Below are 22,554 nucleotides of genomic sequence, written 5' to 3' on the forward strand. Positions count from 1 at the left end.
CTTACCGCACCCAATTGCGCACCTTGGGTCGCAGCCGGGACGGCGGCAGTTGCCGTTAGGCCATCTGCGTATCAATGGGCGGATCTTCACTTCTTAAACTCCGGAGCGTAAATATCCACGAGAGCCAGATAGTTGCGACGAGAGAAGCGATGTTGCACAAGCTCCAGCGACCGGCGGCCGAGACGCGCCCGAAGAGCAGGGTCGTCACGCAGGCGTTGAAGATACCCCACAGCCTCATCGATGGAATGATAGAGAAAACCGTTTCCACCATGCTCAACAAGATCGCGAGCTCCGGGGACATCCCGCACAACAAGAGGCTTGCCGGAAGCCATCGCCTCCAGCCCCGCAATCGGCAGACCTTCCCAACGCGAAGTCATAAGAAAAATATCACTGTTCGCAATCAATCTCTCTGCAACGTCTCTCTTCACCCAACCGGTAGACAGCGGGTGGTCACGCAACGCTCCCACCCAAGAAAATCGATATTCATCCGATACAAATCTGGAGGCGATTTCCAGAAAAAAATCCGGGTCCTTCTGCAGGGAGTCGCGTCCGACGGCCACGATGATCGGAGGATTTTCTCCGGAAACCTTTATGGCCATATTGGGACAAAAGTACCCATTCCGAATGAGAATCGAACTTCCACCAACTTTCTTTGCAAGAGCCATCTCGGAATCACCACACGCAATGGTTACGGCACCAGAAACGATCGCCAGAACCCGCTCCACCCAAAACACACAATCTCTCTTAAAAGAAGAAAATTCCTCTGACAAGAACGCATAGCAATGCGGCGAATAAGCAACTCGCCGTGATCCGCCAAACAGTCGTGAGAGACGTCCAATGAACCCCGCACGACTGGAGTGGCAATGCAGGACGTCGAAATTTCTAGACTCCCGAGCAACGAAGAACGCAACACGCAAGTCATTCACCGAAAAGAATATTCGGCCAACATCTATCTTTATAAATCCAACATCAGGGTGGGCGTCTTCAATATTATCCGGGGTTTCGACCCGGGAAGAATACATGACCGTAAATTCAAAACGGCCCGGAAACTCGGCCTGGAGCACCCTGATAGAGTCAAAAACAACACTAAGAACCCCGCCGCCTGCTGCTTCAATAAAATGCAAAACTCGAATGGTCCGCATATTTTTGCCACTCATGACAAGGAATACCCAAGAGTAGCCTGCGTACTCTCGTTGGCATAAACCATCACAGCGAGTAAAAAAAATGAAACGAGAAGTGAGACGTTTTTTAAGCGCGCTGAAAACGGAAGCCTATCTATCAAGAGAGCAACAATCAGTGGCGTAACAAAAAGCAAGTATGGGAAATATCGCTCAGAAAAATCTGGAATTCGTATGCCAAAAAAAACAAGCGACAAAAAAACAACCACATAACTGTGCAACGAAGCAGAGGGGCTTAATGACCGCTTACAAAAAATCAAATAAGCCAGCGACAAAACAGAGCACAACCAAAAATTTAAAGTTTTCCAAACAGCTCCAACGTGAGACTCTCTTGTCCCGGAAAAATATAAATCATATTTTTCAGAAAATCCACCAAACCCCACAAAGTCAACAACCATTCCAACTAGGTCTGCCATGAGCACCGAAGCAGCTAAACAAAAAGCTGGCAACAAAACATACAAATAATCTCTATTAAAAGCGTTACATCTAAATACCGTGACCAGGAAAACGGCCAGCGCAGACCAGTGAAGCCCAACGGCGAGCACGGAACAAACTGCCCAGAGAATATATCTTCGATTGAAGAAATAGAAGAAGCCCAAGGCACCGACAGGCACTGCCAACGCTTGCCGCATCCCGTTCCCCGCATAGACCACGAAGAAAGTCGCAAAAGCTAGCGAAAAAATTAGGAAGTTGAGACGGTATGTACGGGCGACAACCTTGTAACAAACTGCAGACGCAGCAATTACAAACAGGAAGTTAACCAACAGCCAGGCTTTGGCATCAAGTAGATTCCGAAGAAAACTCTGGATAGGCCACCATAAAAACTCAGTATTCCCGTAGTAAAGTGCTCCATCCTCTATTGCGGTCAGAGATGAGCTAATTCGTTGATAGGTAAAAATATATCTCGCCGTGTCAAACCCAGCTGTTTCCGGACGTAAGCCGGCCATCGCCACCCCTATCATCAGCAAGGGAAATGCGACAAAAGCGGATAAAACTAGGGAATTAGCTTTTCCCGCCCCCGCTATATACGAGTTTGGACGTAAACAAATTGCGGCTGACCAGCTTAGCAAAACTAGGACAGCAACAATAACAAAAATGCCCATCAAACTCTACCCGTAACTCTGCGAAGACTGCTGATCGCGAGCCTTCTTGCAAATTTAACTATAGAAACTGCTGAGTAGATTATCAACGAGATCAAGCCAATCTTACGAGCCGCGTACAACATCCTGAAGTTTGAAAGCTCCCCGAGTTCCATGCGCCACAGTTGCCCGCTTAATCCGACTGCACCGAAAGTTGGTTTGTGCCGATATGCTAGCGGCGCAAAAGATTTTACGCAGCGCCCGTCATCCAGACAAATATTAAGCCAGAGGTGATAGTCTTCACTATATCTCCTGAATTCAGGAAATCGTTGTGGAAGATCGCGCCGAACCATCACGGTCGATGTATATATTCGATTAGAAATAAGAAGCCTTCTCTTTACAATATCCAGGAACGCGTATTGAGCAATATCGACATCTCTATCTGGGCCATCGTGATAATCAGGCCAGTCATGGCAACTCAGTGCAACATCAGGCCTCACCTCCATCCAGGTTAACTGAAATTTCAACTTATCCGCGTGCCAGTGATCGTCGCTATCAAGAAAAGCGATATAAGGTTGCCGCGAAGCATTCCAGCCCACGTTGCGCGCGGTGCCGGGACCCGAGTTAATTTCCAGTACGATTATTTTTATCCAACCAATCGAGTATTGTCGCTGTAGATCGCGAAGGACTTCCGATGTCCCGTCGCCACTACAATCCTCGACCATAATGATTTCTGCAGGCACTAATGATTGCGATACCACCGATGCGACGGCCCTATGTATCGTGTCCTTACATTGGTAGCAGGGAATGATCACGCTGACAGGCGCATAGACCCCATTCACCTTACCAAACCTCCTACGGTGGCGGCCGCACTCATTGCCGACGCCTGCAATTCTGGCACTCGTACTGAAAGCCTTTTACGTAAATCGCCTTCATTCTCCAAGAGCCAATTCAAGCGTTCACTGAGCGAACGCTCCGATACCATTGGGGTTTCTATGACAGCAGACGTATTACCGAAAATATCCCGATTTATACCCAATGCTTTTACGCTGTAGGCAATGGACACCGTGGGAACACCGCTAGACAATGCGGCGATGGTAGAGTGAGTCCTAGCCCCCATGAAAAATCGCAAGTGACTAACCACACTTTTGATCTGCACAGCGTTTAAACCCGCGGGCGTCATGGTAACTGCACCGCCTAGACCCCTGCACCCGTCCAGAATCCGCTTCATGTAAATGGCGTCATTGTTATTTTTCTTACCCCCCAGCGGCACAACATGGGGAATCAATAGAACTGCCAACCCTTGCCGCTCTACGGCCGAATGTATGAAACTAATAACTTCCGACACAATATTTTGACCGGCTTGAACGTAGCGCTCTATCAGCGGACTTATATTAATCCCGAGAACGCCTGCCTTTTTTTCCTGGGGCCAAAATGCGCCTCGATCGACGGCCTGCGGTATCAACGTAAACGCGGGATCTGCCATTTGAATAACGTTTTTTAGTCCAAGCTGCTCCGTCAGATAGCGATAGGATACGTGCTCACGCACTCCTATTAATGACATTCGGGAAAAGTGATGGGAGACAGCAGGAACAAATAGCGGATCACGTTCGAAAGGCCCAACCGAAGCTCCCCACAGCACCAGGGGCTTCCCCAAATCCATTGCAAGTTTGTCGACACCCATTAAAAGAGACGGAAGACGATAATCAAGGGAGTAGTTGTCACCGCCTATCGACATCACCAGGTCTACCGAAGCAACTTGCCTACGCAGCCAATCAGGCGCAGGAAATGGCCATCCAGCTTGCTTTAGGGCAGCGAATGGCAGCCGTTGGGCGTGGATCCAGGGCCGCGTATGGAGTGGACGATAAGCCCTGACGAACTCAACGCCCTGAGCTTCCGCATCTGGCCAAAGTGCTTGATCACCAGCCTTGTTTTCTGAAGGGACCAGCACCTTAGCATCGCTATATTGAGAACGGAGCAACCCTACAGTGCTTCGCACGATAGCTTCGCATCCACGGTTCCCAAAATCTCTTTGGCCTGTTAGAAGAATCTTATAGCCCATCGCACCTTTACTCCAAAATCGTAAGTATATCGCTAACTGGTCGGCGGGCCGACTGACATACCCTTAAATGTTCGTTCGCGTACCCAACCGCGAGCAGCGTTGTTATAGTGTGTTCGCCCTTAATGTTCGTGGCGCGTCGAAGGGCAATATCATCCCGAACGCCCTTGCTCCAATTAAGACAACATGATGAAACACCTAGCGAGTGGAGCGCCCATATCAGAGACATGGCAAACATCCCTCCATCTATCCAGTGTTGATATCTTTCGCCGGCGGTGTCGAATGCATTTAAATCTACACACACAATAAATAGCCCGGGAACTTCATGCCCGAAGCCTTTGCTACCATTCTGATATGCAAGGGTCTTGTCTATAGTTTCTCTGCTTTCGCTATAGTAAACGTGCCATGCTTGCCTGCTGCATACTGAAGGACTCTTCATCGCCAGTTCAATCGCGCGCTCAACGACACCGAACTCAACGCGTTTCGAGCTAAAGTCCCGAACGGAATACCTGGTAAAGAAGAACTTTTCAGGCTCATCGAGCTTTCCGGTTGTCAGAAAAGATGCGGTTTTCTCCATGACACCACCGGGCAGTCCAGGCTTCGGACAGTTCTGCTGCGAAAACTCGACCACACTAGAGAATTTCTCATCAGCTTGTGGCAACTCAGCTACAAAATCCGAGAGAACCTTTAAGCTCACGAGTTCTTGGAATCCCCGATCGGTGTCAGCAACACCATATTTTTGTAAAAATCGGACCAAGTCTTCCGCGGCTGTTACCCCCGCCCCGGCACGCCGATTTCTAAAACTTAAACTCTTTTCTAAGCGATGATAGATTTTTACAACCTTATAGCTGACCTTCCCAGTCTTATCAAAACCGAACCACCCACCATATCTCGCGAAGCGCTGAAAATCATAGATAAAGCCGACCAGTGCAAATACTATATCCCGACCTGGCCGAAACATATCCTTGAAACGCGCGACGATAACAGATTTCAAGCCCACGCCCCATATTGATTAAATACATGCCGATACATATACCAAAAATAAGAAACTAGTATCATGAACTCACATATGACAGCGGTGATGGCAGCACCCACTTCAGAAAACAACCCTATCAACGCGATACTTATGATCACATTTGCTATCGCCACACTGCCCATTATCTTAACCTTCTGCTTCATATGGTCCCGAGTTGAAAGCACCGCACCGACGCTGGTCGCTACAAATCGTATCGGGGCGCACACGGCGAAAATTTTTAAGAGTGTCGCAGCGGCTTCGTAGTCATCGCCGAATAAGCGTGACACTAGAAGAGGTGCGATAAACCACACGCTACACCCAGCAATCAGGCCCAATGCAAGCATAATAAGACTACCAACGTTGTGAACACGCCGTAGCTCGCCAAGATTTTTATATGCTAGTCGATGGATATGCGGAAGCAATAATTTTTGATAAACAACGCTCGGAAGTAGGTAAATCGCCGCCATCACCATGAAAGCAACGCTGTATATTCCAACGGCGATTTCGCCACTCATATACTTCAGCGTTATTACGTTGCTCTGAAAATATATAACATAGAAGATGCCGGCCAATCCAAATGGCAAAGCGCTTTTCGCCACATGCCGTACATTTGGAACTCCACGCTTCACATGCAGGATTGGCGCGTGCTCATTGCCGGTAATTACCATCTTTCCTTTGCGCATTCTATTGAGCAAGACACTCCCAACCAGCACGGTTGCTGCCGCCGTAAGTAGATATACTACGGCGGCCTGCTGTACTGCTATCTCACGCAGCAGTGCAAACAAAATTGCAAACAGCAGAAGTCTAGTTACGTGAGGAGCCATCTGCCAAATGGCAAGTTGATCAAACCGCGCCTCTAATTGTAACTTCCCCATTACAAGTTCGGCGAAGGCATTACCTGCGGCTACGAGTGCGAGCGTACAAGTAACTATACCCACTAAATTATTGGGCTCAGCAATCCCAATTGCAAAGATAGTTAAAATCACTGCACTCGTCGTTAATCCGACGAACCGAAACGAACCCGGCAGCCACCTAATGGCCGCGCCGCCTTCCTCCGCGAACGCTTTCAGCCAAAATGCCTGAACGCCAAAGCCACACAGGGGAGATAGAACCGTGACCAGAGCAAGTGCAGCTGAAAAAACCCCGTAGTCATATGGACCTAGCGTTCTAGCAAGGACCACCTGAGTTACGAACTGGCAAAATGCTCCGAATAACGTCCCAAACATTAGAAATACGGCAATTCCGATGAGTCTTTTTTTATTTTTGACGGTAAACATCGCTTTCATCTAGCCACACTCGGCTTCCCGAGATTCCTCAGTACGCATTCTTGCCGATGAAGCCTTTCACGACTGTCATCAGGATAATTTTCAGGTCCAGCACCAGCGACCAGTTCTGCATGTAGTACAGGTCGGACTCCACACGCGCGGCCATCTTCTCGATGGTGTCGGTTTCACCGCGCAGGCCGTTGACCTGCGCCCAACCGGTAATGCCTGGCTTGAGTCGGTGGCGCTGCATGTAGTCCTGCACCACGTCCTTGTACTGGTGGTTGTGGGCGAGGGCATGTGGCCGTGGGCCGACGATGGACATGTCGCCCATCAACACGTTGAAGAACTGTGGCAGCTCGTCGAGGCTGCTCTGGCGCAGGAAGCGGCCGAACGGGGTGACCCGGTTATCGTGCTTGCGCGCTTGGGTGACTTGGCCATCGGCTTCCTGGTGCACGCGCATGCTGCGGAACTTCCAGACCTCGATGATCTTGCCGTCGCGGCCGTGGCGCGGCTGGCGGAATAGCACCGGCCCTGGCGAGCTGAGCTTGACCCCGACCGCGATTATCGCCAGCAGCGGCGCGATCAGCAGCAGGATAACGGCGGCCAACACCCGGTCCTCGATCGCCTTGACCAGGCGCGCATGCCCGTCGAGCGGGCTGCCGCGCAGATTGATCACCGGCAGCCCGGCGACTTGGCCGATCGACTGGTTGAGCAATTGCATGCCGAACAGGTCGGGAACCAGCTTGATCTCGGCGGTGGAGTGCTTGAGCGTGGAAAGGATGGTGTCGATCTGTTCCTGCGCGCCCAGCGGCAGCGCGATCCAGACCTGGTGGATGTCGCGGGCTTCGACATAGGCCGCCAAGGTTTCCAGGCCGCCGAGATGCGGGGACTCCTCGATCCGGTCCGTATCGGCCGGCGTGCTGAACCAGCCGTGGACCTTGATACCGGCCCAGCGTTCCTTCTCCAGGGTGGCGATGATGCGACTGGCATCGCGGTTGGCGCCGATCACCACCGCGCTGCGCAGGTCCAGCCCTTGCTGCCGGGTCAGCGCGGCGGTACTGCGGCAAAGGATGCGCACGCCACCGAGCCCGACCAGGGTGCCGGCGTACCAGAGGCCCCACCACACGCGCGAGACGTCGCCGGCCAGCTTGAGGCCGACCGCCACTACCACCGCGATGCCGAATGCTACCGTCCACAGCCACGCCGCCTTGAAGCACTCCGCGCTCAGTGCGGAGCCGCGCCAGCTGCGGTACAGCGAAGAATTGCCGAACACCATCAATGCGAACACCATGCCGGCGACGATGTTGCGTTGATAATCGAGCGACACCTCCAGCGTGCCGAAACGGACCCAATAGGCGAGTACGCCGACCAAGCCGACCACTGCGAGGTCGGACCCGCGCAGCATCACGCTGAACAATGCGGTGTACTTGCTGGCCGTACTGAGGCTGATCCCTTCGCGGCCCTGCTGCACTGGTGCAAAAAACAACATGTTCAATCACCCCCCGGTGATTGATGATGGATCGGTTCCGTCGCTGACGCTGCGACCGGGCTTCGGTGCCCTGCGGAAACTAGGACCGCGACCACCAGTCCGAATACCGACGCGATCGACAGCGTGCGCAGCGGGTAGTCGACCAGCGAATGCGCAAGTGGGACGCAAGCGGCAACGACCGCAGCGGCAAGCACGAGCTTTGCTTCGCCTGGAGGCTGGCGCAGGGCAGTCCAACCTGCTGCCAGCAGCAGGGCAAGGAATGCCAACAGCAGCAACAAGCCCGGCAAGCCGGCTTCGACCGCGATCTCCAATGAATCGTTGTGGGCGTGCAGGGCGTGGACGTTCACCATCGCGCCCACGGGCTCGAAGGGCGCGTAGGCATCGCGGAAACTGCCAAGCCCACTTCCCCATGGCAGGTAAGCGGTAGCGGCATCGATGCCATGAGCAACGTACTGCCAGCGCAGGTCTTCCAGCGGATCCTGCTCGAGCCGGCGCACGATGCCATCCCAGGCGTAGTAACCCACGGCAAGCGCGCCGGCCCCGAGGGCCAGCAATGGGGCGAAGCGTTTGCCCTGCCCTTTGGTGACCGGGTTACTGCCGGGTCGCAACACCAGCAAGCTGGCCACGACAGCCACGCACGCCAACGCGAAACCTGTGCGGGAGTAACTCAGCGCTGCGGCAAGAAACAGCATCACGGCCACGCCGTACCACGCGAATATCGCGCCCGGCTGGCGATCACGCTGACCGCGTATCCCGAAAGCCAGCGCAAATGGCAGCAGCATCGCCAGCAAGTCGGCGAAATGGTTGCGGTTGGCGAACGCACCGATGGCGCCCATCGGGTGGTGGTAATCGTAGGGACGCAGCGACGAATGGCTGCCGGCGGCGGCCTGGGCGAACCCGACCAAGGCCATGACGGACGCCGCGACGAGCGTCAGCTTGAGCAGGCGCTCGCGGGATTGAGGGGTCAAGGTGCAGGCCAGCATCCAGGCGGCGCAGAACGTTGCCAGTGCCAGCAGTGCGCGAATGGTGCCCCACCGGTCCAATGTCATCGGCAGCCAAGCAGGCTGCAGGCCTGCCGTATGGAGGTCTGCCAGTACGGCGCTGCGTTGCGGCAACGCAGCGAAGGCGGCCGCGGGCAGCGGGAGCAGTTGCAAAGCGGTGAGCGCGAAACCTGCCAGCAAGGTAAGCAGCAGCAGGCGTTGCAGGCGGCTGGCAGCCGCATGGCGCCAGCGCAAGACGGCCAACGCGAGCACGGGCACGGCAACCAGGTGAACCATCAGGTCACCCATCCCGCGCGATCCCCCGCCAAAAGCCAATGCCACAACGATCAGCAGCGCAAGAGCTGCCTCAGCCACGGCGTCCGGAATTGCCCCGGAGCCTTCATGCCTCATTCCCTGCTCCAAAACTCCGCGCGTAAATATGCGCCAAGTCGCATTACGCGACCTGGAGACAATTCAATCCGAACTAATGGTTACGGGCTGGACGGGCGGTCGTCGTTATCGCTGTCGCCCGCTACCGCAGCTATCAACGCAATACCGGCGATGCCGGCACCAATGAAAGCCTTGGGTACGCGAGGACTGGTCTTCGCGACTGGCGTGCCCGGAGCTTGTCCCGCCGGAGCCGGGGCTTCTGCCTGCGGAGCCGGGGCTTCGACCTGGTCCGACGCGACAGGCGCTGGCGCGGTGGCCGGGTCGGCAACCGTGGTCTGTGCAAATGCCGTACCGAATACGAACGTGGTGGCCAGAGCCAGCAGCAACTGTTTCATGTCATCCCCTGTGGTTGGCGCGTGCTACGCACCGTCGCGAACTTAGTGCGTTGCAGCATAGGGAAGTAGCCAACTGTTGGCAACTTTTTATCTAATCCGTGATGCCGGTAGCCTCAATCGAGACTGCATCCACTTGCAAAACTCCGCGAACTCGTTTTTCAACCAGCGTTCGTGCGGTGTGGCGCAACTGCAATTGCTGCCGCGCGCAATCAGGCGGGACCGTGAAATCGACCTCGCTATGCTGCCAGCCGTTTGCCCGTGGCAGCGGCAACTCGCTCAGCGGGCGGGTATTGCCGGCATCGACGCAGGTCAGCCGCCAGACAAACGCGCGATCGCTGGGCACGGCGTTGTTGCTGCCCACCTGCAGCCGGTAACGCCCCGGCGCGAGAGCCAGCGGCTGCCGCAGGTGGGAAAACTGGACGGCGCGGCCATCAAACACGATGGCCAGGGCGTTCTCGCCTTCCAGCGGATCGGACCTGTCGTGACCGATGGCGACACCCGCCGGCGGATTGGCCTGCCAGCCGTAGCCGCCGCTGACATCGGGATGTTCGAAGCCGCCATCGAACACCAGGCCTGCGGCGGCGCGGTCATCGAGCGCCATTGTCTGCAGCCACACATCGCGGGCTTCCGCGGGGCGGCCGGCGCGGTCCAGCAGGGATACCCGGGCCTGGATCTCGCCGGCCGTCAGGGAGTGACGCTCGGCGAGCTCGCCCAGTAACGTGAGCGCGGGTTCGACCGGGGTGTCCTCGGCGAGCAGCGCGCGGACAAGGGCGCCACGCCAAGGCGGGTCCTGGGCGAGGCGGTCGACCAGGCCACTGCGTAACTCGGTGTCATCGACAAACGCCACCACGTTGGCCAGCAATGGCGCCCGCAAGGCGGGGGCGACGCGCAACAGGGCATCCAGGTGGGTCAGGCCGGCGGCGATGTCGGCGTCGGCAAACGCACGCTCGGCGAGCGTGACCTGGGCGATACGGTCACGCGGCCAGCGCTGGGCGGAAGTGGCGAACAGCGTTGCCTCGCGCGCATCGTCCCCTTCGGCCATGGCGACCTGGGCGATCACGCGGTAGGCACGGCCGTCAATCGGCCGGTCTTGCAGGGCCTGCCTTGCCAGGGCGGCAGCGTTAACCGGAAGTTCGGCGGACGCATCGACCGCGGCAACCAGGCGGTCGGGGCCGGCGGGTGCACCGAGCGGTGCATCGACACGCGCAAGCTGGACCGCGAGCACGGCCATCAGCCCGGCCGCCGCGATCGCAATGGCCAGGCGCAGGACACCGGACCGACCCAAGACAAAGGGGCCTTTCGGCCCCTTTGTAGATTCGGCGTGGTGGCCGGTGTTACGGGCTGGACGGACGGTCGTCGCCATCGTCCGAACTGTTGAGCGCCACGGCACCGACGGCAACGCCACCGGCAATCAACAGCGCAGCCTTGGCGGCCTTGGCCTTGGCCGTGGCAGCCGCCGCCGCGGAGGACGGTGCCGCCTGGGCCGCTGGAGCAGCTGCTTCAGCCGGGGCAGCTTCAACCGCCGGCGTCTGGCTCTGGGCAAAAGCCGTGGCACTGGCGAGGGAAAGAACAAGACCGAACATCAATTTCATAAATGGTTCCTTGTGATGGGTAAAAGTGCAGGTTCTGTGCAAGCGGTCACGAGTGTAGCAAGACAGGATATGCAGATTCCGTTTTTATTATCGGCCGCTGCCACCATAGCTGTAGTAGGTGTAGCCGTAGCCTTCGCCCTTGCGTTGGAGATCATAACTGGTCAGCAAGGTGCCAAGCACGCTCGCGCGGACACTGAGCAGTCGCTGCAGCGATATCTGCAAGGCGTCGCTGCGGGTCTGCTCGGCGGCGACCACCAGCAGTGTGCCCTCCACCCGGTGGGCCAGCAGCGGGGCATCGGCCAGGCCCAACACCGGCGGGCCATCGAGCACGATCACGTCGAAGTCTTGTCGCAATGCGTGCAACAGGGCTGCAAAACGATCACCGGCCAGCAGCTCGGGCGGACTTGGCGGCAACGGGCCGGACGTCATCACGGTCAGCTTGGGATCATCAAGCATTTGCAGGGCGGCGGCCGCCTCGGAGGCGCCGGCGAGCACGTTGGACAGGCCAACGCCATTGGCCAGACCCAGCAGCCGATGGATGGATGGATTACGCAGGTCGGCATCGACCAGCACCACGCGCTTGCCGAGCTGGGCGATGTTGCGGGCAAGCTCGAGCGCCGTGGTGGACTTGCCCTCGGCGGCGTTGGTACTGGTGACCAGCAGACTGTGCGGCAACCCATGCTGGGTGGAGAACTGCAAGGCCGTGCGCAGGGAGCGATAGGCCTCGGCAAACGGCGAGCGCAGGTCTGCGGCGGCCTGGGCCGGGCTGGTGCCTTCGGCAAGCAACGGAACGACGCCAAGCACCGGCCGCCCGGTCAGTGCGCGCAACGCATCCGGGCTCTTCACCGTGCGGTCCAGATGGTGCAGCAGGAACGCTACCAGCACACCCAGGAAGCCACCCAGCAGCAGGCCGACGGCAAGGTTCAGCGCCAGACGCGGGGAGTGGCGCTTGTCGGGCACGATCGCGCGGTCGATCACGGAAATGTTGTTGGCCCCTACTCCGCCGGCGACGCCGATCTCCTTGTAGCGCTGCAGCAGCGCATCGTAGATCTGCCGGTTGGTGTCGGTCTCGCGCTTGAGGATGTTGTACTGGATGCTGCGTCCCTGCAGGTCAAGCACGTCATCGGTGAGCAGGGTGATCTGTTCGCCGAGAAGGGCTTCCCGGCCACGCGCGGCGTCGTAGTCGGTCTGGATCGCGGCGCGGATGTTGGCGATCTCGGTGGCGACCTGGCTGTCGAGCTCGGCGATCTGGCCGCGCAGGCGGATCATGTCTGGATAGTCCGGCTTGTAAGTGCCCAGCTTCTCCTGGTACTCGGAGGCCAATATGGCGCGCTGCTCGCGAAGCTTTTGCACCAGCAGGTTCTGCACCACTTGCGGCAGCCCGAGCCCATTGCCTTCACTGGCCTGGCGCCACTTTGATTCGGCCTGGATGCGCTGGTCCTGGGCGGTGGCAAGAGCGGCATTGAGCTGCGACAGGTTCTGTGCGGAAAGCGATGGCGAGCCTTCGCCCACCGATACTATCTGCTGACGCTCGGAGAACAGAACCAGTTCTTTCTCCGAATCCTCAAGCCGCGCCTTGAGCTGGGCCAGCCGCTCTTCAAGGTAGGTACTGGCATAGGAGGACGCGTCGAAGCGTCGCTCCAGGTTGGAGGCGATGAAGGCTTCGGCGTACGCGTTGGCCACGCGCGCGGCGAGCTGCGGGTCGGGTGAGTCGAAGTTCACCTGGACCAGCCGCGAGTTGCGGATCGGTTCGATCGTCAGCGATTCCAGCAACGGCTGCACCAGTCCGCGTTCGTGCGCTTGCTGACGGGTGGTCGGGGCGACGTCCCCGCTGGTCTTTTCGGCCAGGCCTTCGTCGATCGCCTCGATGCGGTCGGCGTACTGCGCGTTGCCGACCAGCTTCAAGTCCTGGATCACCCGCAGTGCCAGCGAGCGACTCTGCAGCAGCTCGTACTGGGTCTGGTAGAAGTCGCGGTCGGTCGGCGACTCGATCGGCGTGACCCCTTCGAAGTTGGTCACCTGCATGGTGTCGCGTTCGATCTGCAAGGTGGTGCCGGCACGGTAAATCGGGGTGGCCAGCAGAGTGAACACCAGGGTCAGCAGGGCCACTGCCCCAAGCACGCCCAGCACCAGCCACTGGCGCTCGCGCAGGATCTGCCAGTATTCCAGCAGGTTGATCTCGTCATCGTTCGGTTGCGAGGGCGATGCCAGCTCCTGGTGCGACGCAGCCGCGGTGTTGTCCAGTGCGCTGTTCATCGGTACGCCCTCCACACGGCGACAAACGGTGCCAGCTTGATCAGGTTCTGCAGCGCAATCTTGCCGGTGGAGGTGTCCACCACGACGATGTCCTCGCCTTGCAGGATGGGGTCGTCGAGTTGGCCTTCGATGATCTGGTCGACATCGAAACGGGCAAAATGGCGCACGCCGCCGACCGTGCGAAACACCAGCACGTTCTTGTAGCTGGCGACCTCGCCCATGCCTTCGGCCAGCGCGAGCGCCTGCAGCAGGGTCACCTGCGAGGCGATCGGGTAGATGCCGGGTTTTTCCACCGCGCCACTGACGGTCACGCGCTGGCTGGAGAACTCCTGCACGAACACCGAGATCTGGGGGTTCTGCAGGTAGCTGGCGGCGTAGCGAGCGGCGACGTCGGCTTCCAGCTCGGTCACAGTCATGCCGGCCACGTCAATGACGCCGATCAGCGGCAGCGAGACCTGGCCGGAGTTGTTGACCCGGACCTCGCGATCCAGATCCTCGACCTGGAACACGGTGACGGTGAGCAGGTCGCTGGGGCCGATGCGGTACTCGGGACGACCAACCGCCTCGGCGACTGGATCACCCTGCGGAAGGACGGTGACGGCGCCATCGTCTACGGGGCCACGGCTGGCACAGGCCGCGAGAAATACCACGCAAACAAGCGCGGCCAAACGTGTCAAATACGGCAAAAGGTGAATCCCCCTGAGGATCAATGGTGCGTTGCGTCACGAATTATGCCCGAGCGCCTCGCAGTTTGCGCAGGAAGTCGCGCAATGCGGTGCCGCTACCGGGGGCCTTTGTGCCCGACGGGATGAAGCCGTCGAGGCTGAATAGCGGTGGTGGGAGCTGGTCCGGCGGTAGGTCCGCAACGATTCCGGCGGGCCGCGTCTGCACCATGTGGGTCGCTTCGGTTGCCCCGACCAGTATTGCGGCCGCTTCGCGGGCTTCGGCCAGCAGTGGTGGGCGGCGCTGCGGGTGGTGGGCATCGGTGGCCAGGACCATGCAGTGGCCCTCGCCGACGAAACGCTCGCCCCAGTACTTGACCCGGCGGCCGAAGCGGCCGGTCAATGCCCCGGCGGTGATCTGCATCCAGGCGCCGCGACGGCTGATTCGATCGAATACGTCGTAGCAATCTTCCACCCAGGACAGTCGCTCGGGGTGGGTAATGAGCGGAACGTAGCCGGCGGTCATCAAGTCGAACACCGACTCCTCGAACCGTGGCGGGGCGACGTGGTGCGAGGGCTCCAGCAGCAGGTAACGGGAGCCGGCGATGGTCGGCACCCGGTCTTCGCGCAGGCCTTCCAGCAGGCCGGGGACGAGATGCACGTCGGCGTTGGCATGCAGGGTGAGCTTGATGTCGCGCTGGTCGAGCTCCACCTGGAACGCGGCGACGGCGGCGCGGATGCCGGACGCATCGTTCTCATACATGCCCGGATAGATATGCGGGCTGCAGGCGATCTGGCGGATGCCGTCGGCGGCGGCGATGCGCGCCATCTCCAGCGCCATGTCGAGATCGACGGCGCCGTCGTCGATGCCCGGGAGGATGTGGCAGTGGAGATCGAGCATGACGCGCTCCGGCAAAAGAACCGGCAGGAGCGGAGCTTCGGGAGCTCGCAAGGCCGCGGCCTTTGGATCGTTCACCGACGGCCGGAAAGCCGCGGGAACAACATGGTGCCGGAAATAGGAATCGAACCTACGACCTACGCATTACGAATGCGCCGCTCTACCAACTGAGCTATTCCGGCAAGGGGCTGGATTGTAGTGTTACCGGGGTTGCAGGGTCAATCAGCAGGTTTGAGCCGCAGCTCCTTGGGCAGGGCGAAGACCATGTTTTCCGGCTCGCCGCGCAAGGCGCTGAGGTTGCCGGCACCCAATTCGCGCAGGCGCTCGATGACGCCTTGCACCAGGATTTCCGGGGCGGACGCGCCAGCGGTGATGCCGATCTGCTGGCGACCGACCAGCCAGGCCGGGTCGATCTCCTCGGCGCCGTCGATCAGGTGGGACTGGACGCCCTCGCGCTCGGCCAGCTCGCGCAGGCGGTTGGAGTTGGAGCTGTTGACCGAGCCGACCACCAGCATCAGGTCGCACCGCGCGGCAAGCTCACGCACCGCGTCCTGGCGGTTCTGGGTGGCGTAGCAGATGTCGTCCTTCTTGGGTCCCTGGATCGACGGGAAACGCGCCCGTAGCGCATTGATGATCGCGCGGGTGTCGTCCACCGACAGCGTCGTCTGGGTGGTGTAGGAGACGTGTTCGGGTTGATCGAGAACCAAGTCGGCAACGTCCGCCAGGTCTTCGACCAGATAGATTTGACCGTTGCCCTCCTCGCGCCGCCATTGGCCCATCGTGCCTTCGACCTCGGGGTGGCCTTCGTGGCCGATCAACACCATGTCGCGCCCCGCCTTGCACTCGCGCGAGACCTCCAGGTGAACCTTGGTCACCAACGGGCAGGTGGCGTCGAACACTTTCAGCTCGCGCCGCTCCGCCTCGGCACGCACCGCGCGCGATACGCCATGGGCGCTGAAAATGACGGTGCTCCCGTCGGGGACTTCATCGAGCTCCTCGACAAAGATCGCCCCGCGCTGCTTGAGGTCATCGACCACGAACTTGTTGTGCACCACTTCATGACGCACATAGATCGGCGCGCCATATAACTCCAGCGAGCGGTTGACGATCTCGATCGCCCGGTCGACGCCAGCGCAGAAACCACGGGGATTGGCAAGAATCAGATCCATACCGCTATTTTACGCCGTAACCGCCCCGCTTACCCAACGGCGCGATGCGCCGTCTACCGGGCTCTACGGGCGACCGGCGTCCTTGATTGGCTGTGCCCCCAAGAGGCCGAACAGGGCGATGCCGATCGCGCCGCCGACTATGGAGGCGTCGGCGATGTTGAAGGCGGGCCAGTACCAGTCTTGCCAGTGCCACTGGATGAAGTCGACGACGTGGCCGTGGATAAGGCGGTCGAGCACGTTGCCGATTGCGCCGCCGATCACCAGCGCGTATGGCAGTGCGGTCTTCCAGTCGCCGCGTTGGGTCTTGGCCAGCCAGTAGCCAAGCAGGCCGCAAATTCCCACGGCGAGCACCACGAAGAAATACTTCTGCCAGCCGCCGGCATCGCTGAGGAAGCTGAAGGCCGCACCGGTGTTGTAGGTGCGGTACCAGTTCCAGATGCCGTCGATGACGGGGATGGCGGTGTATTCGGGCAGTGAGGTCAGGACCCAGTACTTGGTCAGTTGGTCCAGGACGATCACGACTGCCGAAAGGGCCAGCCAGATGAGGGCGTTGGGTTTGGGAGTTGGCATTGCGTCTCAGAACCACTTGCGGTGTTCGCCGTTGCCATCGACGTTGTCGATGCAGCGGCTGCACAGGGTTGGGTGCGACTCGTGGCTACCGACGTCGGCGCGGTGGTGCCAGCAGCGGCCGCACTTGGGCTTGGTGCTGGGCGTGGCGTGCACTTCGAGTTCCTTGGTCTGGTCGTCGGCGATCATGCTGACGTCGCCGCTGATGAACAGGAAACGCAGTTCGTCGACGAACGGCGATAGCCAGTTCTGGTCGGTGACGCCGCAGCGCAGGCCGATCTCGGCATCCAGTGCGGCGCCGATCTTGCCGGCGGCACGCATCGGCTCGAGGATCTTGCTGACCTGCTCGCGCAGGGCAAGCAGGCGCTTGAAGTCTTCGACCGTCAGCGGGGCGTCGTCGGGCAGTGGCGCCAGGCCGTCGTACCAGGTGGCGAACAGCACGTTGCCTTCGCGCGGGCCGTCGGCGGTGACCGGCGGCAGGTGGTCCCACATCTCCTCGGCGGTGAAGCTCAGGATCGGGGCAATCCAGCGCACGAACGCCTCGGCGATGCGGTACATCGCGCTTTGCGCCGAGCGACGCCCGGGCGAGTCCTCCTGCATCGTGTACAGGCGATCCTTGGTGACATCCAGGTACAGCGAGCCCAGGTCGACGCTGCAAAAATTGGCGAGGATCTGCACGATCTCGGGGAAATCGTACGCCTCGCAGGCCTTGATGATGCGGCCCTGCAGTTCGTGCGCACGATGCACGATCCACCGGTCCAGCTCGACCATCTCGTCGACCGGCAACATGTGCTTGGCCGGATCAAAGCCATGCAGGTTGCCGAGCAGGAAGCGCGCGGTGTTGCGGATGCGTCGGTAGCCGTCGCCGCTGCGCTTGAGGATTTCGTCGGAGACCGACATCTCGTTGCTGTAGTCGGCCGAGGCGATCCACAGCCGCAGCACGTCGGCGCCCATCGCATCGATGACCTTCTGCGGTGACACCACGTTGCCCAGCGATTTGGACATCTTGCGCCCGGCCGCATCGACCGCGAACCCGTGCGTCAGCACCTGCCGGAACGGCGCAACGCCATCCATCGCGACCCCGGTCAACAGCGACGACTGGAACCAGCCGCGATGCTGGTCGGAACCTTCCAGATACAGGTCCGCCGGCTTGCGCAGGCCATCTTGCGGACGCTGGGCGAGCACGCATTCGTGGGTCACGCCCGAATCAAACCAGACATCCAGGATGTCGGTGACCTTTTCGTAGTCCGCCGCCTCGCCGTCCAGGAGGCTGGCCGGGTCGAGCGCATGCCAGGCATCGATGCCGCCGGTCTCGACCAGTTCAGCCACCCGGTTCATCAACTCGACCGAGCGCGGGTGCGGCTTGCCGCTGATGCGATGGATGAACAACGCGATCGGCACGCCCCAGGTGCGCTGGCGGCTGATGCACCAGTCCGGCCGTCCTTCGACCATGCCGGCGATACGCGCCTGGCCCCACTCGGGGTACCACTGCACGTCCCCGATTGCCGCCAACGCGTCATCGCGCAATCCGGCCTGCCCCATCGAGATGAACCATTGCGGCGTGGCCCGGAATACCACCGGGGTCTTGTGGCGCCAGCAATGCGGATAACTGTGCTCGATTTTGGCGAAAGCGAGCAGGGTGTCGTTGGCGCGCAGGCCGTCGACGATCACGTCATTGGCCTTCCAGATATGCAGGCTTTCCAGCGCGACATCGCCGATCGGCGGCGTCCCCGACAGGTACACGCCGCGTGCGTCGACCGGGTTGAGCTGGGCGGCGCTGTACTGGTCGACCAGGCCGTACTGCTGGGCAACCGCGAAATCTTCCTGACCATGACCGGGGGCGGTGTGCACGTTGCCGGTGCCGTCCTCGTCGGAGACGTGGTCGCCGAGCAGGATCGGTAGATCACGGTCGGCGTAGAACGGGTGCTGGACGACCAGGCCGTCCAGGTCGGCACCGCTCGCGTGGCCGTGGATGACGACTTCATCCACCCCGTACCGGGCCAGCGACGACGCGGCAAGCGCCTGCGCCAGCACCAGCCAGCGACGGCCGCCGTCTGCGCGTACCGGGCCTTCGACCAGCACATAATCCAGCTGCGGACCGACGCTGATGGCGAGGCTGGCCGGCAGGGTCCACGGGGTAGTGGTCCAGATCGGCACCGACACCTGGATCCCCGGATCGGGGGCCACGCCGAACGCGCTGGCCATTTTCTTGTCTGACTTGGCCGGGTACGCGACATCGACCGCGGGCGACACCTTGTCGGCGTACTCGATCTCCGCCTCGGCCAGCGCCGAGCCGCAATCGAAGCACCAATACACCGGCTTGACACCACGCAGCAGGTGTCCACGGTCGATGATCCTGGCCAGCGAACGCAGCATGTCGGCCTCGTAACTTGGGGCCATCGACAGGTAGGGGTTGTCCCAGTCGCCGATGACACCCAGGCGCTTGAAATCGGCGCGCTGCAGGTCGACCTGCTCGGCGGCGTACTCGCGGCATTTCTCGCGGAACTGCGCGGCGTCGAGCTTGACCCCGACCTTGCCGTACTTCTTCTCGATCGCGATCTCGATCGGCAGGCCGTGGCAATCCCAGCCCGGCACGTAGGGTGCGTCGAAGCCGGACAGCAGCTTCGACTTCACCACCATGTCCTTGAGCACCTTGTTGACCGCGTGACCGATGTGGATCACGCCATTGGCGTACGGCGGGCCGTCGTGCAGGACGAAACTTTTCCCGCGGCCGCCAACCTTCTCGCGGATGCGGGCATACAGGTCGTCCTGATCCCAACGCGCGAGCGTGACCGGCTCGCGCCTGGGCAGGTCGCCGCGCATCGGGAACTGCGTCGATGGCAGGTTCAGGGTGGATTTGTAGGGATTGGGGGCTTTGTTATCGCTCACGCGGTGGCTCGAGGTTGTTGTTGCATTAGAAGTGCGCGCGCCTGCTCGGCGTCACGGTGCATCTGCGCGGTCAGCGCTGGCAGGTCATCGAACTTTTCTTCGTCGCGAAGCTTGGCGACGAACTCGACCTCGATCCGGTGACCGTACAGGTCGCGGTCGAAATCGAACAGGTGGGTTTCCAGCAGCGGCTCGATGCCATCCACCGTCGGCCGGGTACCGAGGCTGGACACAGCCGGCAGCGGCGACTCGTCGATGCCGTGCACCCGGGTCGCGTAGATCCCCGACAGGGCCGGGGTCTTGCCGGCAAAGCGGAGGTTGGCGGTCGGGTAGCCGAGCGTGCGTCCCAGCCGGGCACCGCGCACGACCCGGCCGCCGATCGAATAAGGCCGTCCAAGCAGGCGCGTGGCGGTGGTGAAATCGCCGGCCTGCAACGCCTCGCGGATACGGGTGCTGGAGACCCGCTCGCCATCGAGCAGAACCGGCTCGATCTGGCCGGCAACGAACCCCTGACCGGTCTTGGCAAGTTCGGCGCCCATCCGTTGCAGCAGGGCGAGATCACCGGCGCGACCCTTGCCGAAGTGGAAGCCCGGGCCGACCCAGACCTCGTCCACCGCCAGCAGCTTGACCAGCACTTCACGCACGAAGTCCTCAGCGCTCATCGCCGCCAGTTTGGCCTTGAAGCGCAGCAGACCGACCTGATCCACCCCGAGGCAGAACAACCCCTCGGCCTTGGCCCGCGGCGACAACAATCGCGGCGGCGGGTCGCCCCGGGCGAACAGCTCACGCGGCAGCGGCTCGAAGCTCAGCGCGACCGACGCCACGCCAAGCGCGCGCGCCCGTGCTACCGCGTGGCGCACCAGTACCCGATGCCCCAAATGCAGGCCATCGAAGGCGCCGATGCAGACCACACTGCCGTGCGGGCATCGGGGCCCGCCGTCGACGTCTCTAAACAGCCTGCTCATCGGCGCAAGTATAGCCGGCTCGCGGCGATACCCTCCCTATTGCCGCAGGTGCCTCGGGCGCAGCCCGGCGATCAACAGCACCACGCCGTAGGCACCGGCGCCGGCGGCGATCACGGCCAGTAGCCAGATCCAGCGCCACAAGCCGCGCATCGCGGTCCAGTCGCCAATCCACTCGCGCATCAGCACCACGACCACCGCCATCGCCACCAGCCCCAGGCCGATGCGCAGCAACCAGCGACCCCAGCCCGACTGCGCCTGGTAGACGCCGTCGCGGCGCAGGTAGCGCCAGAGCAAGGCGGCGTTGATGATGCCGGCGATCGCGGTCGCAGCGGCGATGCCGGCGTGGGCGAACGGCACTTCCATCCACCACAACGGGGTCACCAGCGCGATCGTCAGCAGGACGTTGGCGATCACGGTGATGATCGCCGCGCGCATCGGCGTCCGGGTGTCCTGCCGCGAGTAGAACGCAGGCAACAGAACCTTGCTGAGCATGAAGGCGGGGATGCCGATACTCATCGCAGTCAGTGCGTAGCTGACCATCCGGGTGTCTTGTGGGGTGAACTCGCCATAGCGGAACAACGAGGCGGTCAGCGGCTCGGCCAGCAGCGCCAGGCCCAGGGCGGCAGGCAGGCCGACCAGCAGCACCATCCGCAGGCCCCAATCGAGCGAGCGCGTATACCCGTCGGTGTCCTTGTCGGCGTGATGGCGCGACAACTGCGGCAGGATCACGGTGCCGATCGCGACCCCGAACAAGCCCAGCGGCAGCTCGGTCAGCCGGTCGGAGTAATACAGCCACGACTGGGCGGCGGGCACCAGCAGCGACGCGAACACGGTGCCGACCAGCAGGTTCACCTGGGATACCGACGAGGAAAAAATCGTCGGCAGCATCAGCTTCATCACCCGCCGCACGCCCTCGTGGCGCAGGTTGAACTTGAACCGTGGCCGCAGCCCCAACCGCCCCATCGCCGGCCACAACACCAGCATCTGCAGGATGCCGGCGATCAGCACGCCCCAGGCCAGCGCCTTCTCCGGCACGTCCAGGTAGCCGGCCAGAAACAACATCGCGCCGATCATCGCCAGGTTGTGCAGCACCGGCGTCAACGCCGGCAAGCCGAACTGCTTGAAACTGTTGAGTACCGCGCCGGCCAGCGCGGTCATCGAGATGAACACCAGGTACGGGAAGGTGATCCGCAGCATCTGCGCGGTCAGCGGTATCAACTCCGATTCGCTCGGGTCGGCGAAGGCGAGGAACAACCTGGCCACCCACGGCGCGGCCAGGATGCCCAGGCCGCTGACCACCACCACCACCGCCAGCAGCGCGCCGGCGACGTGGTCCAGGAAGTCCTGCAACGCCTCGCCGTCGCCTTGCTGCTTGAGCTCCGACAGCAACGGCACGAAGGCGGAAGCAAACGAGCCTTCGGCGAAGATCCGGCGCAGGTAGTTGGGGATCCGGTAGGCAACCACGAACGCGCTGACCGCCGGCCCGGCGCCGAACAGGCTGGCCTGGAGCCAGTCGCGCAGGTAGCCGGCAATGCGCGAGATGAACGTCATCGCACTGAATACGGCGGTGGAGCGCAACATGCCGCTTTGCCGGCTACCACGGCCGGGCGCAGGCATGTTCAATGCTGGCTCCTTTTGTTGACGCAAGCCACTGAATCCCCCATACTTTCAGGTCTGATTTTCCGCCGTACCATATTCTCTCTTACCCG

Annotated in this window: 19 protein-coding genes, 1 tRNA gene and 1 pseudogene; all 21 read right to left on the bottom strand. The window is 60.6% G+C overall.

The window, feature by feature from the left end; translation table 11 throughout:
• Positions 1-86 precede the first annotated feature (86 nt).
• On the bottom strand, positions 87-1,157 hold the full coding sequence (locus ACW5DN_RS06035; RefSeq protein WP_456961830.1) for a glycosyltransferase: 1,071 nt from the start codon (positions 1,155-1,157) through the stop codon (positions 87-89).
• A complete protein-coding gene (locus ACW5DN_RS06040) occupies positions 1,154-2,281 on the bottom strand; it encodes an EpsG family protein (protein ID WP_456961831.1) in 1,128 nt (375 codons plus the stop codon). Before ACW5DN_RS06040 ends, ACW5DN_RS06035 begins: the two co-directional genes overlap by 4 nt.
• The gene (locus ACW5DN_RS06045) at positions 2,281-3,099 is read right to left on the bottom strand and encodes a glycosyltransferase family 2 protein (RefSeq protein WP_456961832.1); all 819 of its coding nucleotides are present in this window, start codon (positions 3,097-3,099) and stop codon (positions 2,281-2,283) included. Before ACW5DN_RS06045 ends, ACW5DN_RS06040 begins: the two co-directional genes overlap by 1 nt.
• Positions 3,096-4,319: a polysaccharide pyruvyl transferase family protein gene (locus ACW5DN_RS06050; protein ID WP_456961833.1), complete on the bottom strand. Its 1,224-nt coding sequence runs from the start codon at positions 4,317-4,319 to the stop codon at positions 3,096-3,098. The genes ACW5DN_RS06045 and ACW5DN_RS06050 overlap by 4 nt, the downstream gene beginning before the upstream one ends.
• 7 nt (positions 4,320-4,326) lie before the next feature.
• Positions 4,327-5,310, bottom strand: a complete 984-nt coding sequence (locus tag ACW5DN_RS06055; protein ID WP_456961834.1) for a nitroreductase family protein — start codon at positions 5,308-5,310, stop codon at positions 4,327-4,329.
• Positions 5,307-6,617, bottom strand: coding sequence for an oligosaccharide flippase family protein (locus tag ACW5DN_RS06060; protein WP_456961835.1), 1,311 nt, complete (start codon positions 6,615-6,617; stop codon positions 5,307-5,309). Before ACW5DN_RS06060 ends, ACW5DN_RS06055 begins: the two co-directional genes overlap by 4 nt.
• Positions 6,618-6,645: 28 nt before the next feature.
• The gene (locus tag ACW5DN_RS06065) at positions 6,646-8,085 is read right to left on the bottom strand and encodes an undecaprenyl-phosphate glucose phosphotransferase (protein ID WP_456961836.1); all 1,440 of its coding nucleotides are present in this window, start codon (positions 8,083-8,085) and stop codon (positions 6,646-6,648) included.
• 2 nt (positions 8,086-8,087) lie between these two features.
• Positions 8,088-9,476 carry an O-antigen ligase family protein gene (locus ACW5DN_RS06070; RefSeq protein ID WP_456961837.1) on the bottom strand — a complete coding sequence of 463 codons (1,389 nt, stop codon included), beginning with the start codon at positions 9,474-9,476 and terminating at the stop codon, positions 8,088-8,090.
• Between the two features lie 80 nt (positions 9,477-9,556).
• Positions 9,557-9,850: a hypothetical protein gene (locus tag ACW5DN_RS06075; RefSeq protein WP_456961838.1), complete on the bottom strand. Its 294-nt coding sequence runs from the start codon at positions 9,848-9,850 to the stop codon at positions 9,557-9,559.
• Between the two features lie 91 nt (positions 9,851-9,941).
• Positions 9,942-11,135: a hypothetical protein gene (locus ACW5DN_RS06080; protein ID WP_456961839.1), complete on the bottom strand. Its 1,194-nt coding sequence runs from the start codon at positions 11,133-11,135 to the stop codon at positions 9,942-9,944.
• Between the two features lie 49 nt (positions 11,136-11,184).
• A complete protein-coding gene (locus ACW5DN_RS06085) occupies positions 11,185-11,442 on the bottom strand; it encodes a hypothetical protein (RefSeq protein WP_456961840.1) in 258 nt (85 codons plus the stop codon).
• Positions 11,443-11,529: 87 nt separating this feature from the next.
• On the bottom strand, positions 11,530-12,288 hold the full coding sequence (locus ACW5DN_RS06090; protein ID WP_456962973.1) for a CpsD/CapB family tyrosine-protein kinase: 759 nt from the start codon (positions 12,286-12,288) through the stop codon (positions 11,530-11,532).
• Positions 12,289-12,297: 9 nt separating this feature from the next.
• Positions 12,298-13,713, bottom strand: a pseudogene (locus tag ACW5DN_RS06095) (GumC family protein); the annotation flags it as partial.
• Positions 13,695-14,375, bottom strand: coding sequence for a polysaccharide biosynthesis/export family protein (locus tag ACW5DN_RS06100; protein ID WP_456961841.1), 681 nt, complete (start codon positions 14,373-14,375; stop codon positions 13,695-13,697). The pseudogene ACW5DN_RS06095 and the gene ACW5DN_RS06100, both read right to left, overlap by 19 nt.
• 52 nt (positions 14,376-14,427) lie before the next feature.
• Positions 14,428-15,261, bottom strand: a complete 834-nt coding sequence (locus tag ACW5DN_RS06105; protein WP_456961842.1) for a tyrosine-protein phosphatase — start codon at positions 15,259-15,261, stop codon at positions 14,428-14,430.
• Positions 15,262-15,364: 103 nt separating this feature from the next.
• Positions 15,365-15,440, bottom strand: a tRNA-Thr gene (locus ACW5DN_RS06110).
• 36 nt (positions 15,441-15,476) lie between these two features.
• Positions 15,477-16,427: a 4-hydroxy-3-methylbut-2-enyl diphosphate reductase gene (gene ispH / locus ACW5DN_RS06115; RefSeq protein WP_456961843.1), complete on the bottom strand. Its 951-nt coding sequence runs from the start codon at positions 16,425-16,427 to the stop codon at positions 15,477-15,479.
• A gap of 63 nt (positions 16,428-16,490) precedes the next feature.
• On the bottom strand, positions 16,491-16,997 hold the full coding sequence (gene lspA / locus ACW5DN_RS06120; protein WP_456961844.1) for a signal peptidase II: 507 nt from the start codon (positions 16,995-16,997) through the stop codon (positions 16,491-16,493).
• A gap of 6 nt (positions 16,998-17,003) precedes the next feature.
• Positions 17,004-19,817, bottom strand: a complete 2,814-nt coding sequence (ileS, locus tag ACW5DN_RS06125) for an isoleucine--tRNA ligase (protein WP_456962974.1) — start codon at positions 19,815-19,817, stop codon at positions 17,004-17,006.
• 62 nt (positions 19,818-19,879) lie between these two features.
• Positions 19,880-20,845 (bottom strand): bifunctional riboflavin kinase/FAD synthetase, encoded by a 966-nt coding sequence (locus tag ACW5DN_RS06130; protein ID WP_456961845.1) that lies wholly within the window; start codon positions 20,843-20,845, stop codon positions 19,880-19,882.
• A 36-nt stretch (positions 20,846-20,881) separates the two neighbouring features.
• Positions 20,882-22,462, bottom strand: a complete 1,581-nt coding sequence (gene murJ, locus ACW5DN_RS06135) for a murein biosynthesis integral membrane protein MurJ (protein ID WP_456962975.1) — start codon at positions 22,460-22,462, stop codon at positions 20,882-20,884.
• Between the last annotated feature and the right edge of the window lie 92 nt (positions 22,463-22,554).

It is taken from the genome of Lysobacter sp. A289, from assembly GCF_054072675.1.